At 37.6% G+C, this 15,773-nt stretch carries 17 protein-coding genes; 11 read left to right on the top strand and 6 right to left on the bottom strand.

The features are described 5' to 3' along the window. Window positions 1-132 precede the first annotated feature (132 nt). Genes COS96_00770 through COS96_00785 form a run of 4 tightly spaced genes read left to right on the top strand, consistent with a single transcriptional unit; the run spans window position 133 to window position 4,599 of the window. A complete protein-coding gene (locus COS96_00770; protein ID PIU44086.1) occupies window positions 133-1,326 on the top strand; it encodes a peptidase S41 in 1,194 nt (397 codons plus the stop codon). Window positions 1,327-1,358: 32 nt separating this feature from the next. Continuing rightward, window positions 1,359-1,823 (top strand): 50S ribosomal protein L9, encoded by a 465-nt coding sequence (gene rplI, locus COS96_00775; protein ID PIU44087.1) that lies wholly within the window; start codon window positions 1,359-1,361, stop codon window positions 1,821-1,823. Continuing rightward, window positions 1,820-3,448 carry a CTP synthase gene (locus COS96_00780; GenBank protein PIU44088.1) on the top strand — a complete coding sequence of 543 codons (1,629 nt, stop codon included), beginning with the start codon at window positions 1,820-1,822 and terminating at the stop codon, window positions 3,446-3,448. Before rplI ends, COS96_00780 begins: the two co-directional genes overlap by 4 nt. After that, on the top strand, window positions 3,445-4,599 hold the full coding sequence (locus COS96_00785; GenBank protein ID PIU44089.1) for a hypothetical protein: 1,155 nt from the start codon (window positions 3,445-3,447) through the stop codon (window positions 4,597-4,599). The genes COS96_00780 and COS96_00785 overlap by 4 nt, the downstream gene beginning before the upstream one ends. Here COS96_00785 and COS96_00790 read toward each other — a convergent pair whose 3' ends face one another. Beyond that, window positions 4,600-4,824 (bottom strand): hypothetical protein, encoded by a 225-nt coding sequence (locus COS96_00790; protein PIU44090.1) that lies wholly within the window; start codon window positions 4,822-4,824, stop codon window positions 4,600-4,602. It abuts the gene before it with no gap. 84 nt (window positions 4,825-4,908) lie between these two features. Between COS96_00790 and COS96_00795 the strand changes: the two genes are divergently transcribed. From COS96_00795 to COS96_00820, 6 genes are all read left to right on the top strand, one after another. Then, window positions 4,909-5,103 (top strand): hypothetical protein, encoded by a 195-nt coding sequence (locus COS96_00795; GenBank protein ID PIU44091.1) that lies wholly within the window; start codon window positions 4,909-4,911, stop codon window positions 5,101-5,103. Then, on the top strand, window positions 5,087-5,518 hold the full coding sequence (locus COS96_00800; GenBank protein PIU44092.1) for a hypothetical protein: 432 nt from the start codon (window positions 5,087-5,089) through the stop codon (window positions 5,516-5,518). Before COS96_00795 ends, COS96_00800 begins: the two co-directional genes overlap by 17 nt. A gap of 116 nt (window positions 5,519-5,634) precedes the next feature. Beyond that, window positions 5,635-7,194 (top strand): glutamate--tRNA ligase, encoded by a 1,560-nt coding sequence (locus COS96_00805; protein ID PIU44093.1) that lies wholly within the window; start codon window positions 5,635-5,637, stop codon window positions 7,192-7,194. After that, window positions 7,181-7,600, top strand: a complete 420-nt coding sequence (locus COS96_00810; protein PIU44094.1) for a hypothetical protein — start codon at window positions 7,181-7,183, stop codon at window positions 7,598-7,600. The genes COS96_00805 and COS96_00810 overlap by 14 nt, the downstream gene beginning before the upstream one ends. A gap of 102 nt (window positions 7,601-7,702) precedes the next feature. Continuing rightward, complete coding sequence (locus COS96_00815) at window positions 7,703-8,656, top strand: hypothetical protein (GenBank protein ID PIU44095.1); 954 nt, start codon at window positions 7,703-7,705, stop codon at window positions 8,654-8,656. A gap of 5 nt (window positions 8,657-8,661) precedes the next feature. Beyond that, on the top strand, window positions 8,662-9,204 hold the full coding sequence (locus COS96_00820) for a hypothetical protein (GenBank protein ID PIU44096.1): 543 nt from the start codon (window positions 8,662-8,664) through the stop codon (window positions 9,202-9,204). A gap of 84 nt (window positions 9,205-9,288) precedes the next feature. On the opposite strand, the gene COS96_00825 is transcribed toward COS96_00820, so the two are convergent. Genes COS96_00825 through uppS form a run of 3 tightly spaced genes read right to left on the bottom strand, consistent with a single transcriptional unit; the run spans window position 9,289 to window position 12,230 of the window. Next, entirely contained in the window at window positions 9,289-10,143 is an 855-nt protein-coding gene (locus COS96_00825; protein ID PIU44097.1) for a hypothetical protein, read from the bottom strand. Then, a complete protein-coding gene (locus COS96_00830; GenBank protein ID PIU44098.1) occupies window positions 10,133-11,497 on the bottom strand; it encodes an MBL fold hydrolase in 1,365 nt (454 codons plus the stop codon). The genes COS96_00825 and COS96_00830 overlap by 11 nt, the downstream gene beginning before the upstream one ends. Window position 11,498: 1 nt before the next feature. Continuing rightward, a complete protein-coding gene (gene uppS, locus COS96_00835) occupies window positions 11,499-12,230 on the bottom strand; it encodes a di-trans,poly-cis-decaprenylcistransferase (protein PIU44099.1) in 732 nt (243 codons plus the stop codon). 252 nt (window positions 12,231-12,482) lie between these two features. Between uppS and COS96_00840 the strand changes: the two genes are divergently transcribed. After that, window positions 12,483-12,779 carry a 50S ribosomal protein L27 gene (locus tag COS96_00840; protein ID PIU44100.1) on the top strand — a complete coding sequence of 99 codons (297 nt, stop codon included), beginning with the start codon at window positions 12,483-12,485 and terminating at the stop codon, window positions 12,777-12,779. Here the strand turns inward: COS96_00840 and ftsW are convergent. Further along, the gene (ftsW, locus tag COS96_00845; protein PIU44101.1) at window positions 12,774-13,883 is read right to left on the bottom strand and encodes a putative lipid II flippase FtsW; all 1,110 of its coding nucleotides are present in this window, start codon (window positions 13,881-13,883) and stop codon (window positions 12,774-12,776) included. The two genes, COS96_00840 and ftsW, sit on opposite strands and share 6 nt — an antisense overlap. Further along, window positions 13,855-15,270, bottom strand: coding sequence for a hypothetical protein (locus tag COS96_00850; protein PIU44102.1), 1,416 nt, complete (start codon window positions 15,268-15,270; stop codon window positions 13,855-13,857). The genes ftsW and COS96_00850 overlap by 29 nt, the downstream gene beginning before the upstream one ends. Window positions 15,271-15,773 lie beyond the last annotated feature (503 nt).

Consider the following 15,773-nt stretch of genomic DNA (forward strand, 5'->3'; position numbering starts at 1 on the left):
TGGAGTTGAATGCGTTAAGTGTTCGGATTGAGGGGTAGCTGTGGGAGAATGAACAATATAACAATCTAAGCATAAAAAGGGGCGCCTGTCAACGCTTGTGGCGCCGGATAAAGTTTGATAGAATGTCAGGGTATGAAAATTGAGAGAATTATTATTTCAATGATATTTGTCTTGCTCTTGGCCGGAACTATGGCCGGAGGCGGTTTTTATTATGGGCTGGAAACCGGAAAATCTCAATGCGCAATATGTCCTCCGGAAGACCTTAATTTCTCTCTCTTTTGGGAAACATATCGAAAACTTCAAGAAAATTATGTAGATAAGGAAAAATTTGACACTCAAAAACTTATCTACGGAGCGATTTCGGGAATGGTAAAGTCGTTAAATGACACTTACACCGTTTTTATGGACCCGGAAGCGGCAAAAATATTTAACGAAGACGTAAGTGGCTCTTTTGAGGGCGTGGGGATGGAGTTCGGAATAAAGAAAGGGCAGATGCAAGTCATTACTCCTCTGGAAAACACCCCGGCTCAAAGGGCCGGTTTAAGGGCAGGAGATAAGATAATAAAAATAAACGATAAAACAACCACTGATATGACCACCGAAGAAGCTGTCCGTTTAATAAGAGGGCATAAGGGAACAGAAGTAACTTTAACGATTTTTAGGGAAGGGTGGGACAAATACGAAGATATTAAAATAATCAGAGATGTTATTGAGGTTCCTTCGCTGAAATTAGAAATAAGAAACGATAACATCGCTTATTTAAGGCTATATCAATTTTCCGGAAAAGCAGACGCCGACTTCAATAAAGCGGCTTTGGATATTTTAAACAGCAATGCTGACAGAATAATACTTGACTTGAGAAATAATCCCGGCGGATATTTAGAAGTGGCGCAATATATTGCCGGCTGGTTTATAGAGAAAGGGCAGATTGTGACCATCCAAGATTTCGGAAAGGGAAGGGAAAAAGAAAAAATAGAATACAAGTCCCAAGGAAATGCTGTTCTTTCCGGATACCCGATTGTTCTTCTGATTAACGAGGGATCTGCTTCAGCTTCTGAAATTTTAGCCGGCGCCATGAGAGATAATCTTAATGTGCAATTGATAGGCAAAAAATCTTTCGGAAAAGGATCTGTCCAAGAAACAAAAAAATTGGCAGACGAATCCTATCTAAAGGTTACCGTCGCTAAGTGGCTTACTCCAAAGGGAAGCTCCATCAGCGAAGTGGGAATTGAGCCTGATGTTAAAGTAGAACTGACCGACGAAGATTACAAAAACAAAAAAGACCCGCAATTGGATAAAGCTATTGAAATAATTAAGAATATGTGAGAGAATGAAAAAACAGCAATTATAAAAACATTATGAAAGTCATATTATTACAAGATATTGAAAATTTGGGGAAAAAACTTGACGTTAAGGAAGTCAAAGATGGCTATGCCAGAAATTTTTTAATTCCTAAAAATCTGGTAAAATTGGCGACTAAACAATCTTTAATTTGGCTTGAAACTCAAAAAGAAATAATGGCTAAGGTGGCGGAGGGAGAACTGGAGGAGACGCAGAAAAAAGTTTCTGCCATTGACGGACAGGAAATAACAATAATGACAAAAGTGGGAAAGAAAGAAGAGCTCTTTGAATCAATCTCTTCCCAAAAAATAGCCGAGGAATTGAAGAAGATCGGAATTGAAATTGAAAAAAAACAGGTTGATCTGGAAACTCCCATCAAGAAATTAGGCGCCTATCAGGTAAAAATTAAATTTGAACATAACTTAGAAGCTGAAATAAAGGTTATTATTTCCGCAGAAGAAGAAAAAGAAGCCGAGATATGAAATACATTTTTGTCGCCGGCGGCGTAATGTCAGGTATCGGAAAAGGAATAGCGGTTGCATCAATCGGAAAAATTCTCAAAAGCAAAGGATTTGAAGTAACAGCTATAAAAATAGACCCCTATATCAACGTTGACGCAGGAACAATGAACCCCGTTGAACACGGGGAAGTTTTTGTATCTGACGATGGGACGGAAAGCGATCAGGATATCGGAAATTATGAAAGATTCCTTGAAACCAATTTAAGCAACCTTGATTATATGACCACCGGCAGAGTTTATCAATCAGTCATCAACAGAGAAAGAAATCTGGAATATCAAGGAAGGTGCGTAGAAGTTGTCCCGGACATTCCCAATGAAATAATTTCCCGCATAAAAAAAGCCGGTAAATTCCATAAGGCTGATTTCGTCCTGATTGAAATCGGGGGAACAGTAGGGGAATATCAAAATATGCTTTTTTTGGAAGCGGCCAGAATGATGAAGTTAAAAGACCCAAAAGATGTTCTCTTTATCATGGTCGGTTTTCTTCCTGTACCGAGAATAATCGAGGAAATGAAGACAAAACCCACTCAAACAGCCGTCCGAACGTTGAATGCGGCCGGAATACAGCCGGACATTATTCTGGCCAGATCTCCTTTTGAACTGGACGAACCGAGAAAGAAAAAATTGTCAGTCTTCTGCAACATAGCCAAGGAAGATGTTATTTCCGCCCCTGACGTCAACTCAATTTACGAAGTTCCGGTGAACTTTGAAAAAGAAAATTTGGGCAACAGGATATTGAAAAAATTCAGAATGAAAGCCAAAAAGAACGACATGGGGGAATGGGAAAAATTGGTTAAGACAATCAGAACAGTAAAAAATCCGATAAAAATCGGCATTGTCGGAAAATACTTTGAAACAGGAGAATTCACTCTGACAGACTCCTATATCTCGGTGATAGAAGCCATAAAACATAGTTGCTGGTTTTCTAAGAGAAAACCGGAAATTTCTTGGCTATCAGCGGAAAAATATGAAAAATTCCCGGCAAAATTAAGAGAATTAAAGGAATATAATGGCATAATCGTCCCGGGAGGATTCGGAAGCAGGGGAGTGGAGGGGAAAATAAAAGCGATTGAATTCTGCAGAAAAAATAAAATCCCGTTCTTCGGACTTTGCCTGGGAATGCAACTGGCTGTAATAGAATTTTCCAGAAACATCTGCAGATTAAAAGACGCAAACTCAACCGAATTCTCGCCAAAGTCAGAGTATCCTGTCATTGACGCCATGCCTGACCAAAAAGCGTTTCTGAAAGAAAAAAAATATGGAGGAACAATGAGGTTGGGGGCTTACAATTGTCTTCTGAAAAAGGGGACTGAAAGCTTCAAGGCTTACAAAAAAGAAAATATCTCTGAACGCCACAGACACAGATATGAATTAAATAACGATTTCAAAGACATTCTGGCCAAAAAGGGAATGGTCTTCGCCGGCGTAAATCCTGAAAGAGATTTAGTGGAAATCATTGAGCTGAAAAATCATCCTTTTTTCGTCGGAGTCCAATTCCATCCCGAATTCAAATCGCGGCCATTAAACCCTCATCCTCTTTTTAAGGCTTTTATTAAAGCTTCCGGAAACAGGATAGTCAAAAAATGAAAATACTTTTCACCGGCGGAGGCACCGGCGGACACATCTTGCCGATAATCGCAGTTTTAAGGGAATTAAAAAAACTTCACCAAAAGAACGCCCGCATAGGAAGGACGCCGAAAGAAAAAAATCTCGATATTTTTTACATCGGACCGAAAGATAATTTTGGAGATCTTCTTTTTGCTCAAGAAGGGATAAAAGTAAAAAATGTACTAGCCGGAAAGATAAGGAGATACTGGGGAATAAAGTCTTTCTTTGAAAATATAGCCGACTTCTTCAAAACTCCCATCGGGATAATCCAAAGCTTTTTTTATATTTTTTTTACAGCCCCTGATTTAATTTTCAGCAAAGGAGGCTATGGCTCAATTCCGGCGGTAATTGCCGGATGGATCTTGAGGATACCTATTTTCTTACACGAGTCAGACGCCGTTCCCGGTCTATCCAATAAGATTCTGGCCAAATTTGCGTCAAGAATATTTACATCTTTCCCTAAAACAAAAAATTTCCCTCTATCGAAAACAATCTTAGTCGGCGATCCGATCAGAAATGAACTTCTGGAAGGAGATAGGGGAGAAGCGAAAGAATTCTTTAAAATAGAAAGCGAAAAACAGGTGGTCATGATAATGGGAGGCTCTCAAGGCTCACAAAGGATAAATGATAAGGTCCTTGAAATTCTCCCTGAAATGCTGAAAAACTTTGAAATAATACTCCAATGTGGAGAAGAAAATTTCCAACAAGTAAGGGCGGAAGCGAATGCAATAATCAACGAAGAATCAAAAAAATATTTTCATATATTCCCTTTTCTGAAAGAAGCCGACCTTAAAAAGGCTTTTGCAATATGCGACATAATTGTAAGCCGAGCCGGCTCGGCGAGTATTTTTGAAATTTCTGCGCTGGGCAAGCCGTCCATATTAATCCCTTTGCCGGAATCGGCTCAAAACCATCAAGTGGAAAATGCTTACTCCTACGCCAGAACAGGAGCGGCTATCGTTTTGGAGGAATCCAACATAACTCCCTATTTTCTCTTGGGGAAAATAAAAAATCTCTTGGATGATCCCGAAGAGATAAGAATTATGTCTGACGGCGCCAAAAGTTTCTCAAAGCCTCAAGCCACCAAAGAAATAGCCAAATACCTTTTGGATTCTTCTTTGGGAAAATAACTACACTATTATGGCTAATATGTAGCCGAAATAAAGAATGGAAGCGATAAGAACCCCGATAAATCCTACGGCTGACAAGAAAGACTGCGTTGTCATTTCCGACGCCAAAAAGGAGGAGATCAGGAAGATTATTCCCAAAAATAAAACCGCCAGAACTCTTTGCTTTGTTATTCTCGTCTTTTTCTCTTTTTCCGTTTCCTCTTTTTTTTGTTCTTTCTGTTCCATAGATTTATTATATTTTTATTATATCAAAGCTTATCAAAAAAACAAATCATTTGACATAAAAACCCGAAAAGATATACTGATAATATGGCTAATAAAATTTCGACAATTTTTAATAAACTGGAAAGCTTAGAAAAAGAACTCCAAAGACTTAAAGTTAAGGCCTTTTTTGACCTGCCGAAGAAAAAACAGAAATATATTTACCCTGAAAAACTCATAAGGGGCTCAATCAGAAATTTAAGAAAAACTATTTGGCAAGAGCGCTATGCCCAAAAAATTTAAAATTTTCCTTGATTCCAGCGCTTTAATCTCCGGGCTAAATTCACCAACTGGCGCGGCTGGTATAATTTTATCAGCCTACATAAGCGGTGAATTTTTAATTTATGTATCCGATCAAGTTCTCGAAGAAGTCTCTCGCAACATTGAATTAAAATTTCCGCTGCTTAAGGAAAGTTTCTTGAATTTCCTCCTTTCCCAACCGAGAATTATTGATAATCCTTCAATTAAAGAAATTGGAAAAGCCCATGAGCTTATTTTGACCGAAGATGCTCCAATTTTAGTGGTGGCTATGAAACTAAATCCGGATTTTTTGATCACGTGGGATAAAAAACATTTCTTAAAAAAAGAAGTCCTTTTGGGTGCCTCTTTTACTATCTGTACCCCCAAGGATTTTATTCAAACCCATTGGAAAAAATAAATTTCCGCTCACCATTAAAAAACGTGTAAAGCGGAACTTTACGCAATACCATACTTAATGGTGTTATTGAAAAAACAAAATAAAAATGCCAAGATTAAGGTATCAATAAAAAACTTATGGAAAAGGAGTTCCAATTTAAAAAACAAGGGGAAGTGAGAGTGAGAATCGCTCCTTCGCCGACCGGCAATCTTCACATCGGCACAGCCAGAGCCGCGCTTTTTAATTACATCTTCGCCAAACAAAACAAAGGCAATTTTGTTTTAAGAATTGAAGACACTGACAGAGAAAGATCAAAAAAAGAATTTGAAAACAATATTATTGAAGGATTAAAGTGGTTGGGATTGGAATGGAACGAAGGTCCGGATATCAACGGAGATTACGGCCCTTATCGCCAAAGCGAAAGAATAGAAATTTATTCAAAATATCTGGAGAAATTAATTTCTGAAGAGAAGGCTTATTATTGTTTTTGTTCGCCTGAAGACTTGGAGGAACAAAGACAATACCAACTCTCCAACGGAGAAGCGCCTCATTACCTCGGAACTTGCGCCAATTTATCAAAAAAAGAAACAGCTAAAAAATTAGCTGATAAAAAACCATTTGTGATCAGATTTAAAGTGGAACCGAAAAAAATAAAATTCAACGACCTGATAAGAGGGGACATAGAATTTGACTCGGCATTGATGGGGGATGTTGTTATCGCTAAAAATTCAAAGACTCCATTGTATAATTTCGCCGTGGTTGTTGACGATTTTGAAATGAGAATAAGCCACGTAATAAGAGGAGAAGACCATATCTCCAACACCCCGCTCCAAATTCTGCTTCAGGAGGCATTGGGCTTTCCACGGCCGTCCTACGCTCATTTGCCCCTAATCCTGGGCCCAAATAGAGCCAAGCTAAGCAAACGGGACGGAGCGACTGTTTCTGTATTGGATTACAAAGAAGAAGGATATTTGCCCGAAGCATTGATCAATTTCGTATCTTTCCTCGGCTGGAACCCCGGAAATGACAGGGAAATATATTCATTAGCCTCATTAGTCAAAGAAGTTTCTGTTGAAAAATTCCAAAAACAGGGAGCTATTTTTGACATAAAGAAACTTGATTTCCTGAACGGTTTTTATATCCGCCAAAAATCATCAGAAAGACTAGCCGAGCTTTGTATCCCTTATTTGATAAAAGGAGATCTGATTACGCCCAAAGGAATAATTCACGAAGAAAATCCTGAAGCCTTGCCGAGAGAAATAAAAAATTTTGAGATAATGGAAACCGGCGAAGAAATAAGTAAGGAACAAATTGAGAAAATAATTTCTTTAGAACAGGAAAGGATGAAAAAACTTTCTGATATAGCGGAATCAACTGGTTATTTCTTCAAAGACAAGTTAAAATATGAAAAAGAGCTTTTGAAATGGAAAAATGCCGGTAGCGAAGAAACAAAAATCATTATTGACAAATTAGAAAAAATATTATTTGAAATAAAAGAAGGGGATTGGAGTAAAGAAAATTTGACTGGCATTTTAATGGAAGAAGCGAATAGAGAAGGGGACAGGGGAAAAATTCTGTGGCCATTGAGGGTCGCTTTGACGGGCGAAAAAGCTTCGCCCGGGCCATTTGAAGTGGCGGAGATATTAGGCAAAGAAAAAACATTAAAAAGGCTAAAGGAAGCCTATGGCAATATTTAATAAAAATATAATAATTTTGGCAACAATTGGAATGATTTTCAGTTTCAATATCGTTCAAGCTGAAATGAAAGTTCTTGAAGCGCCTGATACAATAGGGGAAGCCGGGGAGATGAGTAAGAATGTGGCTGAAACAGGGAAAAAAGAGTTGCCGGGAGTCGTAGAAAGTCTTTGGAAAGACAGGGTTTTACCTGTCTGGCAAGGAATGTATTCATGGTTTTACGATAACGTATGGGTGAAAGCCAAGGATTGGTATCTGACAGAGATAAAGCCGAGATTATTCGGCGAATACCAAAAAAGAAAAGAAATAATAACAACTGATTACCATAAAGAAAAACAAAAGATGAAAGAGGAAATTCCTAATGTAGGAAAATCCCTTTGGGAAAAATTCTTGGAAATCATTAAGTGATTAAGGAGGGGGAGGACTTGACAGGGGTTTTCATATCTCTTATTCTTGATATAGAGAACCGAGTATAATAACTCTTACACTCACTAACAATACAAACAAAAAATGGCAAACGAACAATTGAAACAACTTCCTGCTTTTGATGATTTCCTTCTCAATCTTAAGGTAAGCAATCTTTCCCAAGAAACAGTTTATAATTATGAACGGGATTTAGAGGTGCTGCAAAATTTTCTGACAGAAGAAAATATTGATTTTGAAAAAATTAATAAAAAAACAATCCTCAACTATAAGGCCTATTTGGCTTCCCAAGACAGAAAAACGGCCAAAGACCACGAAACAAAGAAAAAACTGGGGGGTTATTCCGTAAACAGGATGCTATCAACCCTTCGCTCTTATTTAAAGTTCCTGATAGATATGGACTATAAGCCCTCTATTTCGCCAAGCGAGATTAAATTAGTGAAAAACGAAAGAAAGCACCCCAGAATCGGAGAACTTGAAGAAATAATTAAATTAATTGAATCCCCCACTGAATTCGAAAAAAATAAAATTGTGGCCATTAGGAATCGCGCCTTGCTGGAAACATTATTTTCAACGGGGATGAGAATTTCCGAACTCGTAAACTTAAAAGCAAATCAAATTGATAAAACCGGCAAGGTCTTTATCAAGGGGAAGGGCAAAAAAGAAAGGTTTGTTTATTTAACCCCAAGGGCTGAAAAACATATAAAAAATTATATGGAAATTCGCGGCGGAATTGATTCTTCTTACCTATTTTTGCCCTATAGGGGTAAAAATGTCCATCAAAAAGATAAAAAAATTTCCACTAATTACCTGCAGGAAAAAGTTAAGAGGTACAGAGAGTTATTGGGCATTAACGTTCCTATTTCTTGCCACTCTATCAGACACGCTTTCGCAACTTATCTGGCTGAAAAAGGAGCCAGTCCCACTGCCATTCAAATTTTATTAGGCCATGAATCGTTAGACACAACCACTCGCTATGTTAATGCGTCTGACAAATACGCAGAAGGAGTTTTTCGAAAATTTCACCCATTAAAAGATTAGATTCTATGTCATCTAACTTATCTCCATTAAAACTTTGGAAAAATTGGCGGACAGTTGAGAAAAAAATCCGAAAAGAAATAAATTGGCTACGAAGCGCCATCGATGTTTTCCGTAAAGATGAAAGAGTTGATACGATAGGTTGCGATGAATGCTTCTTGCGACAAATAGCTATTTTAATTATTTTTGGAAAAGTTAATGCTACTGAAATCACAAAAGCGCCGGTGCTAAAAGAATTTTGGAAAGATGAAAAAATAACCGGCAAAAAAAATAAAGGGGAAATATATCATGGCTCGGATTGGCACAGAGAAAAAATGAAAAAAATTGAAAATCATTTTATTTTTCTGGGATTTAAAGTAATACGAGAACCAAACCTAAATCAAGGTAGGGCTGATTTGGGAGTATATAAAAAAGGAGAACAAGATTTATTTATAGAAGTAGGAACGATTTCCCTTTTTAAACTTTGGTTAAATTTAAGATCAATGAAAAATTTTACTTATTTAATTGTCCCCAATGATAATAATTTAATAGAATTCGTTGTTAAAAAATAGGACCCCTCCCCTATTTTAATAAGCGTTTAACGCCTTTATTATCGCCCAAAAAGCCGTTCTATAGCCTTTTGAGAAAAACGCACCTTACTGGACGCAGGCGTTGAAAGTTTTGACCTGATTATTGTAAGCAGCGACTAAAATTTCCACCTCCTTTATCAAATCATTGTATTGATTTACGAGTTCATTATATTGATCCACTACCCTGTCATAGCTATCCCCTCTTTTTAACCTTGGCTTTTCCAATTCCGATTTTAAAAGAACAAGAGATTGGTTTAGATCACTGATTGTTTCGTTGGAGGTATTTATTTTTTCTTTCAAAGATAAATCTGGCTGAGGACAGGATGATAAAGGCAAGCCAAATTCCTGAACCGCCATCCAGGTGGTCTTTCCCTCAAAAGTTCCCTTAACAACAGCCACGCCGATCTCCTGAAAACGGGCATTTAACATATTGGCGCGATGCCCGGGACTGTTCATCCATCCGTCAATAAGCTTTTGATCGTTCCCAAAATTTCCCATTGCTAAATTTTCTCCAATAAGAATAAACTCATAATTTACGCCCTTCGCCAAATCAGACGGTCCCGCCCCCGATGGCGAAATATGCTCAAAATATTGATTTTTAAGCATATCCTGCGCCTTAGCAAGAGCTGAAGCGTCTAATTTTTTGTTTTCAAGCAACGCCGGAAGACCATTGTCCTTCCTTTGGACATTAGTTAATCTGATTACGCCGGCTTGAGTTAAAAATGATTGAGGCGCCTCTTCTTTGGCCACCATAGGCTCCGGGGCAAGAATCTCTTTTTCTATTTTTTCCGCTAACGAATTAAAGGATGGCGTTTTTATCTGTGTCAATTCCGCGCCGTTGAGAAAAAACAGGTAAAAAACTCCCGAAATAATCGCAAGCGCTAATACCGTCACTAATGTTGTTGGAAGTTTAAATCTCATAAATTTTATTCTTTTCAGCTATTTCGCTGTTAATATTAAATTTTTGTTTTATGCCGTCTGCAAGCATTAACATAGCTTTTTCTTCCCCGTGATTTATAAAAACTCTTTGCGGTTTTTTACCCCTGATCCTCCCCAGCCAATACAACAGTTTCGGCTGGTCAGCGTGCGAAGAATACGACCCTAAAGCAGAAACCTTTGCTCTAACAGAAATAAATTCTCCATCTATTTCAACTTTTTTATTTCCATCCAAAAGCTTTCTGCCGAGAGTATTCTCTGCCTGATAGCCGACCATGAGCAAGTGATTTTTAGAGCCGGGAAGATATCGTTTTAAATGATAAGTTATTCTGCCACCATTACACATCCCTGCGCCGGCTAAAATAATTTTGGGCGGAGAAATCTGGTTTATCGCCCTTGATTCTTCCACGTCCTTGGCATATTTCAAACCGGAAAAATTGAACAAATCGTCGCCGGAATTTATTTTCCTTTGAGCTTCTTCATCAAAAAAAGAAACATATTTCCGGTAAATATCAACTGCTTTTATGGCCAAAGGACTATCCAGAAAAATCGGCGCCTTCGAAATCTGTTCCGACTCGGCTAAATCGTTTAATTCATAAATGATTTCTTGAGTTCTCTCAAGGGAAAAAGCCGGTATCATCAGCACCCCTTTTCTCCCAATGGATTCCAAAATGGCTTGGTGAAGTCCTTTTTTTCTCCATTCAGCCGGCTCATGAAACCTTCCTCCGTAAGTTGATTCTATTATTACAAAATCGGCTTCATCAATGAATTCCATATCGTGGATTATCGGCGTCGAATTATTGCCCAAATCGCCGGAAAAAACAATTTTTTTCTCCTTCCCGTTTTCCTGAACGAAAACTTCAAAAATAGAAGAACCTAAAATATGACCGGCATCGCTCATTCTTACTTCAACATCAGAAGAGACTCTTTTTTTCTCATGATAATTAATTGGAGAAAAGTTATTCATTGCCCCGACAACGTCTTCCTCCCTAAACAACGGCTGGGAATTATTTTTCAAAGCCTCTTTTGAGATTATGTTGGCTGAATCCAGAAGAATGATTTCGGTTAAATCACGCGTCGGCAAAGTGCAATAGATCTTACCCTTAAATCCCTCCTTATTCAACTTTGGAATCCGTCCGCAATGGTCAACATGGGCATGAGTAAGCAAAACAAAATCAATCTCCTTTGGATTAAAACCAAAGGAGCTGAAGTTGTCTTGAGTTGAAAACTCTTGTCCTTGAAATAAACCGCAATCAACTAAAAATTTTGTCTTAGACGTTTCTATTAAGGCGCACGATCCGGTCACTTCCCGGCAGGCCCCATTAAAAGTTATGCGCATATTATTTGCCAAATCTTCTCTGGCGGAGATTATATTCCTCAAAAATTTCCTCCAAATCACTTTCTCCAAAATCCGGCCACAATTTATCTGAAAAGAAAAGTTCTGAATAAGTGGCCTGCCAAATAACGAAATTAGAAATTCTTTTTTCTTTTCCCGCCCTGATAATCATATCTGGATCAGGAAGCCCGGCGGTTGAAAGATGGCTGTTTATTAATTCTTCGCTTACATCCTTTGCCGAAATTTTCTCCTCAATAATTTTTTGGACAGCCTGAACAATGTCCCATCTCCCACCATAACTTATAGCCATATTAAGCTGAAAATTCTTATTATTCTTTGTTTCTTCCTCCACCACTTCAATCATTTTTTGGGTTGATTCCGGCAGGCGGTATTTCTGACCTATTATTCTTACCCTCATCCCCTCTTCCCGATATTTTTCTCTGTTATGAGCTAAAAAATTCTCAAGCAAATTCATCAGATAATCCACTTCTTCTTTTGTCCTGTTCCAATTTTCCGTAGAAAAACCAAAAACAGTGACAATTTTAACGCCTCTTTTTTTGCACCATTCATAAAAACTTTGCATCTTTTTATAGCCCTCTAAATGCCCCTGTAGAGACGGGAGCCCTTTTTCTTTCGCCCAGCGCCTGTTTCCATCAGGGAAAATAACGACATGACGGGGGCTTTTTCCAGCCAGAGGCTGGTCGTCCTCTGGACGATGTTCTTGATTATTTAACATATTGATTTTGTTCAATTTTAAGCGGTTCCTTTCCCTCTCCCTTGGCAACGATATAACCCATGGCAAAAGAAAGAAGGGAAATCAAAAATACGCCTATGCATAAAATTATTTCAGCCGAATGGCTCTTCAATATATCCATAAACTTATCCATATTTTTCATTATTTCACATATAATAGAGTTTGACAAATAATTCTATTCTTGATAACCTAAATAAGCATTCCCATATTATCAGCATAATTTTCAGTAAAACTATGTCAAAAACAAAAGCCACCGGAGCAACGAAATTAGGAAGAGATTCCCAGCCGAAATATCTCGGAATTAAGATTAATTCAGGAGAAAAGGCCAATATCGGAAATATTGTTATCCGACAAAGAGGAACAAAATTCCTGCCCGGAAAAAATATTAAAAAAGGAAAAGACGATACTTTGTACGCTATGAAACAAGGAATTGTCCGTTTTGCCATGAAAAAGAAAAGAGGATTCAATTCCGCTCAAAGAATAGCTAAAATCGTCCACATAGACCTTATCTCTGAAAAAACCGCTTCATAGCGGTTTTTTTGATATATTCAACAAAAGTCCAACTGCAACTAATTCTGTTATAAGGTGAGAGCAACCATAGCTTATAAAAGGTAAAGGTACTCCGGTTAAGGGCAGAACCCCTATCATTGAACCTATATTAATAAATCCCTGAAATACGATCCACGAAGAAATCCCCATAGCAACTAATTGAGAAAATTTATCTTTGTTTTCCTTGGCAACATTAAAGCATCTCCATAGAAAAAGCAAGAACAAAATTATCAATAAAATACTGCCTAAGAAGCCTGTTTCTTCAGCAAAGACAGCAAAGGTTGAATCGGAAATTGATTCAGGCAATAAACCGTATTTTTGAGTAGACATTCCTAACCCCACCCCGAAAATACCCCCTGAACCAACAGCAATTAAAGCTTGCTTTGTATGATAACCGAGGCCCATTGGGTCAGTTTCCGGTTTTAAGAAAACAAGAAGCCTGTCGCACCTATAAGGCGCAATTTTTATTAAAGCGATTAAGCACCCCAACCCGGCCAAGATCATCAAAACAGTCTGCCAAAGAGAAGTACTGGCGGAAAAATACATTGCCACGGCGCTAAAAACGATTATTCCCAGAGTACCGATATCGGGCTGAAGGACTAAGAATAGGCTTATTATGATAATAATGAATATAAAAGGTAAAAAAGCGCTTGAAACAGATCTCCTTCCTTCCATCATGGCAGCGAGCCATGAAGAAAGATAAAGTATGAAAGTAAGTTTTAAAAATTCTGACGGCTGGAAAGATATAAAACCCAAATGAACCCACCGGCTCGCCCCGCCTAAACTACTTCCTATTATCGGCAGAAAAACTAACAGCATTAAGAATAAATTAGCTAAAAGCAATAAAGGAATATACTTTCTGTAATAATTTAAGTCTATTTTAAAAGCTAAAAAACCTAAAATCAGCCCAGGAAGCAATCCTAAAAGAAGCTGATGGGCTAAAAAATGATAAGTATTGCCAAAAAGTTTCTGGGAAACAAAAGTTGAAACACTGGCCAGGACAATTATTCCTAAAAAAACCAAGGCAATAGCAGAGCCGAGTAATGTATAATCAGGATTAATTTTTTTTGCCGAAAATTTTAACATATTTTTTGAATAAATTGCCTTTTTCCTTATAATCTTTAAAAATACTAAAGCTGGTGGAAGCGGTTGAGAGAAGGCATATCTTCCTCTTTTGAGTGTGTTTGTAAGCTAAAGAAACTCCGTCTTTCATATTATCAACAAAAAAGGCTTGCAGACCATTGCCCTTATTGAGAGAGACAATTTGTTGCCATATTTTTTCCCCTGTGGTCGGAAAAAGTATTAAGTTTTTAATATTGCTCTTAATGATCTTTTGAGCCAAACTCTCAAAGGTTAAATTTCTGTCAAAACCGCCGAGAAAAATCGTTTCCAAGTCCTTCCCGAAGGTATCAATGGCAGCCATAGTTGTTTCCGAGATGGTTGACAACGAATCATTGTAAAATTTTATCCCCTTATACAACCCCACATACTCTAATCTATGAGGCAAAGGCTTAAAAGTTTTGATGCCTTTGGTAATATTTCTATCCGATATGCCCAATATTTTAGCCGTAGCAATGCTGGCTCTGACATTTTTCAGGTTAAATTCACCTTTCAAGGGTATTTCTGACGCTTTTATGATTTTTCCCAAGGCAACAGAATTAAAATCAATTTTTCGAGACTTTATTGGATTTTTAGAGATAAGTTTCCCAAGGTAATCGTTTTGGGGATTAAAAACTAAGAAGTCTTCTTTGTCCTGCCAAAGGGCGATATTGAGCTTAGAAATGGCGTATTCCTCAATGTTTTTATAATAATCCAGATGTTCAGGAAAGACATTCAGAAAAACAGAGATGTGGGGAGATTTTTTAACATTATAAAGCTGATAGCAAGATAATTCATAAACATAAAAATCATTTTTTGAGGCTGAAAATAATGAACTCAAAACCGGCTTGCCTATATTCCCCACTAAATGAGCTTTTAGCCCGCCTGCATCGCTCCCGCCAACATCTGCGAAGTTGTGGCGGGTGCGGGCAGGTCCGGCTACCTTTAATATATTGTAAATCAAAGAGGTTGTGGTGCTCTTTCCTTTTGTTCCGGTAATTCCAACTACTGTTCCCGGACAATTCTTGAGAAAAATTTCCGTTTGAGAGGTAATTTTCCCCTCTCTAAACGCCTTTTCAACTTCAGGCAGATGAATCGGTATCCCCGGCGTCTTAATCACCACATCGTACTTTTTCATTAATTCAAGATAATCTTTACCTGAATGAAGTCTATTTTTTTTGTCCTTGCCAATCAATCTTGAAACCTGAGACTTGCAACTTATAACCTTTGCTTTATCAGCGATACCAATTATTTTATTCGGAAATAATTTCCGCAAAAACTTGAAGGTGTCAATACCTTCTCGTCCGAATCCTAAAATCAAGATATTTTTATCCCCCAACTCCCGTATTAAATTCTCTTTAATTTCCCTCAACATATCCTTAAAATACCATAAATCTATTCTTTTTAAAAATAAAAAAGATTGAGGAATACCCCAACCACTTTTATAGAATAAAATTGCCTATTGCTAATCCCAGGGCGAGTCAGAAGGCAATGCCAATATAAGCCCGAAACGAACGGGTTTCTCTCCATGAAAAAAGAACTATCATGGACATCATCGCATATCAAATAACGAAAATATTTGGCCTTGCCCCTGTTAGTACCCTTGCCAGTAATAAAATAACTGGCATCACAGAAAAAGACAACATAACGGTTCTTATTATTCTATCTTGCCAAAGCAACCAAAGAAAATGCTTTATTTTTTCAATTATTTTCATTTTTTTTGTTTTTTTGTTGTTTTTTTAATCTTTTTATTTGTCCGCAACAAATCGTTACCAATCATTCCGATGATCAGGACAATAAGGCATAGATTTGCTTTAAAGGACTTCGTAGATTTACCTTTGAATCCGAACACTGTATGATAAAAAGAAAAATATGAAA

The sequence above is a fragment of the Candidatus Nealsonbacteria bacterium CG07_land_8_20_14_0_80_39_13 genome, from assembly GCA_002779355.1.
In the GTDB taxonomy this organism is placed as follows: domain Bacteria; phylum Patescibacteriota; class Minisyncoccia; order Minisyncoccales.

Coding starts and splice junctions, on each gene's coding strand:
- COS96_00770 (PIU44086.1), top strand. CDS start 133: ATGAAAATTGAGAGAATTATTATTTCAATGATATTTGTCTTGCTCTTG.
- rplI (PIU44087.1), top strand. CDS start 1,359: ATGAAAGTCATATTATTACAAGATATTGAAAATTTGGGGAAAAAACTT.
- COS96_00780 (PIU44088.1), top strand. CDS start 1,820: ATGAAATACATTTTTGTCGCCGGCGGCGTAATGTCAGGTATCGGAAAA.
- COS96_00785 (PIU44089.1), top strand. CDS start 3,445: ATGAAAATACTTTTCACCGGCGGAGGCACCGGCGGACACATCTTGCCG.
- COS96_00790 (PIU44090.1), bottom strand. CDS start 4,824: ATGGAACAGAAAGAACAAAAAAAAGAGGAAACGGAAAAAGAGAAAAAG.
- COS96_00795 (PIU44091.1), top strand. CDS start 4,909: ATGGCTAATAAAATTTCGACAATTTTTAATAAACTGGAAAGCTTAGAA.
- COS96_00800 (PIU44092.1), top strand. CDS start 5,087: ATGCCCAAAAAATTTAAAATTTTCCTTGATTCCAGCGCTTTAATCTCC.
- COS96_00805 (PIU44093.1), top strand. CDS start 5,635: ATGGAAAAGGAGTTCCAATTTAAAAAACAAGGGGAAGTGAGAGTGAGA.
- COS96_00810 (PIU44094.1), top strand. CDS start 7,181: ATGGCAATATTTAATAAAAATATAATAATTTTGGCAACAATTGGAATG.
- COS96_00815 (PIU44095.1), top strand. CDS start 7,703: ATGGCAAACGAACAATTGAAACAACTTCCTGCTTTTGATGATTTCCTT.
- COS96_00820 (PIU44096.1), top strand. CDS start 8,662: ATGTCATCTAACTTATCTCCATTAAAACTTTGGAAAAATTGGCGGACA.
- COS96_00825 (PIU44097.1), bottom strand. CDS start 10,143: ATGAGATTTAAACTTCCAACAACATTAGTGACGGTATTAGCGCTTGCG.
- COS96_00830 (PIU44098.1), bottom strand. CDS start 11,497: ATGCGCATAACTTTTAATGGGGCCTGCCGGGAAGTGACCGGATCGTGC.
- uppS (PIU44099.1), bottom strand. CDS start 12,230: ATGTTAAATAATCAAGAACATCGTCCAGAGGACGACCAGCCTCTGGCT.
- COS96_00840 (PIU44100.1), top strand. CDS start 12,483: ATGTCAAAAACAAAAGCCACCGGAGCAACGAAATTAGGAAGAGATTCC.
- ftsW (PIU44101.1), bottom strand. CDS start 13,883: ATGTTAAAATTTTCGGCAAAAAAAATTAATCCTGATTATACATTACTC.
- COS96_00850 (PIU44102.1), bottom strand. CDS start 15,270: ATGTTGAGGGAAATTAAAGAGAATTTAATACGGGAGTTGGGGGATAAA.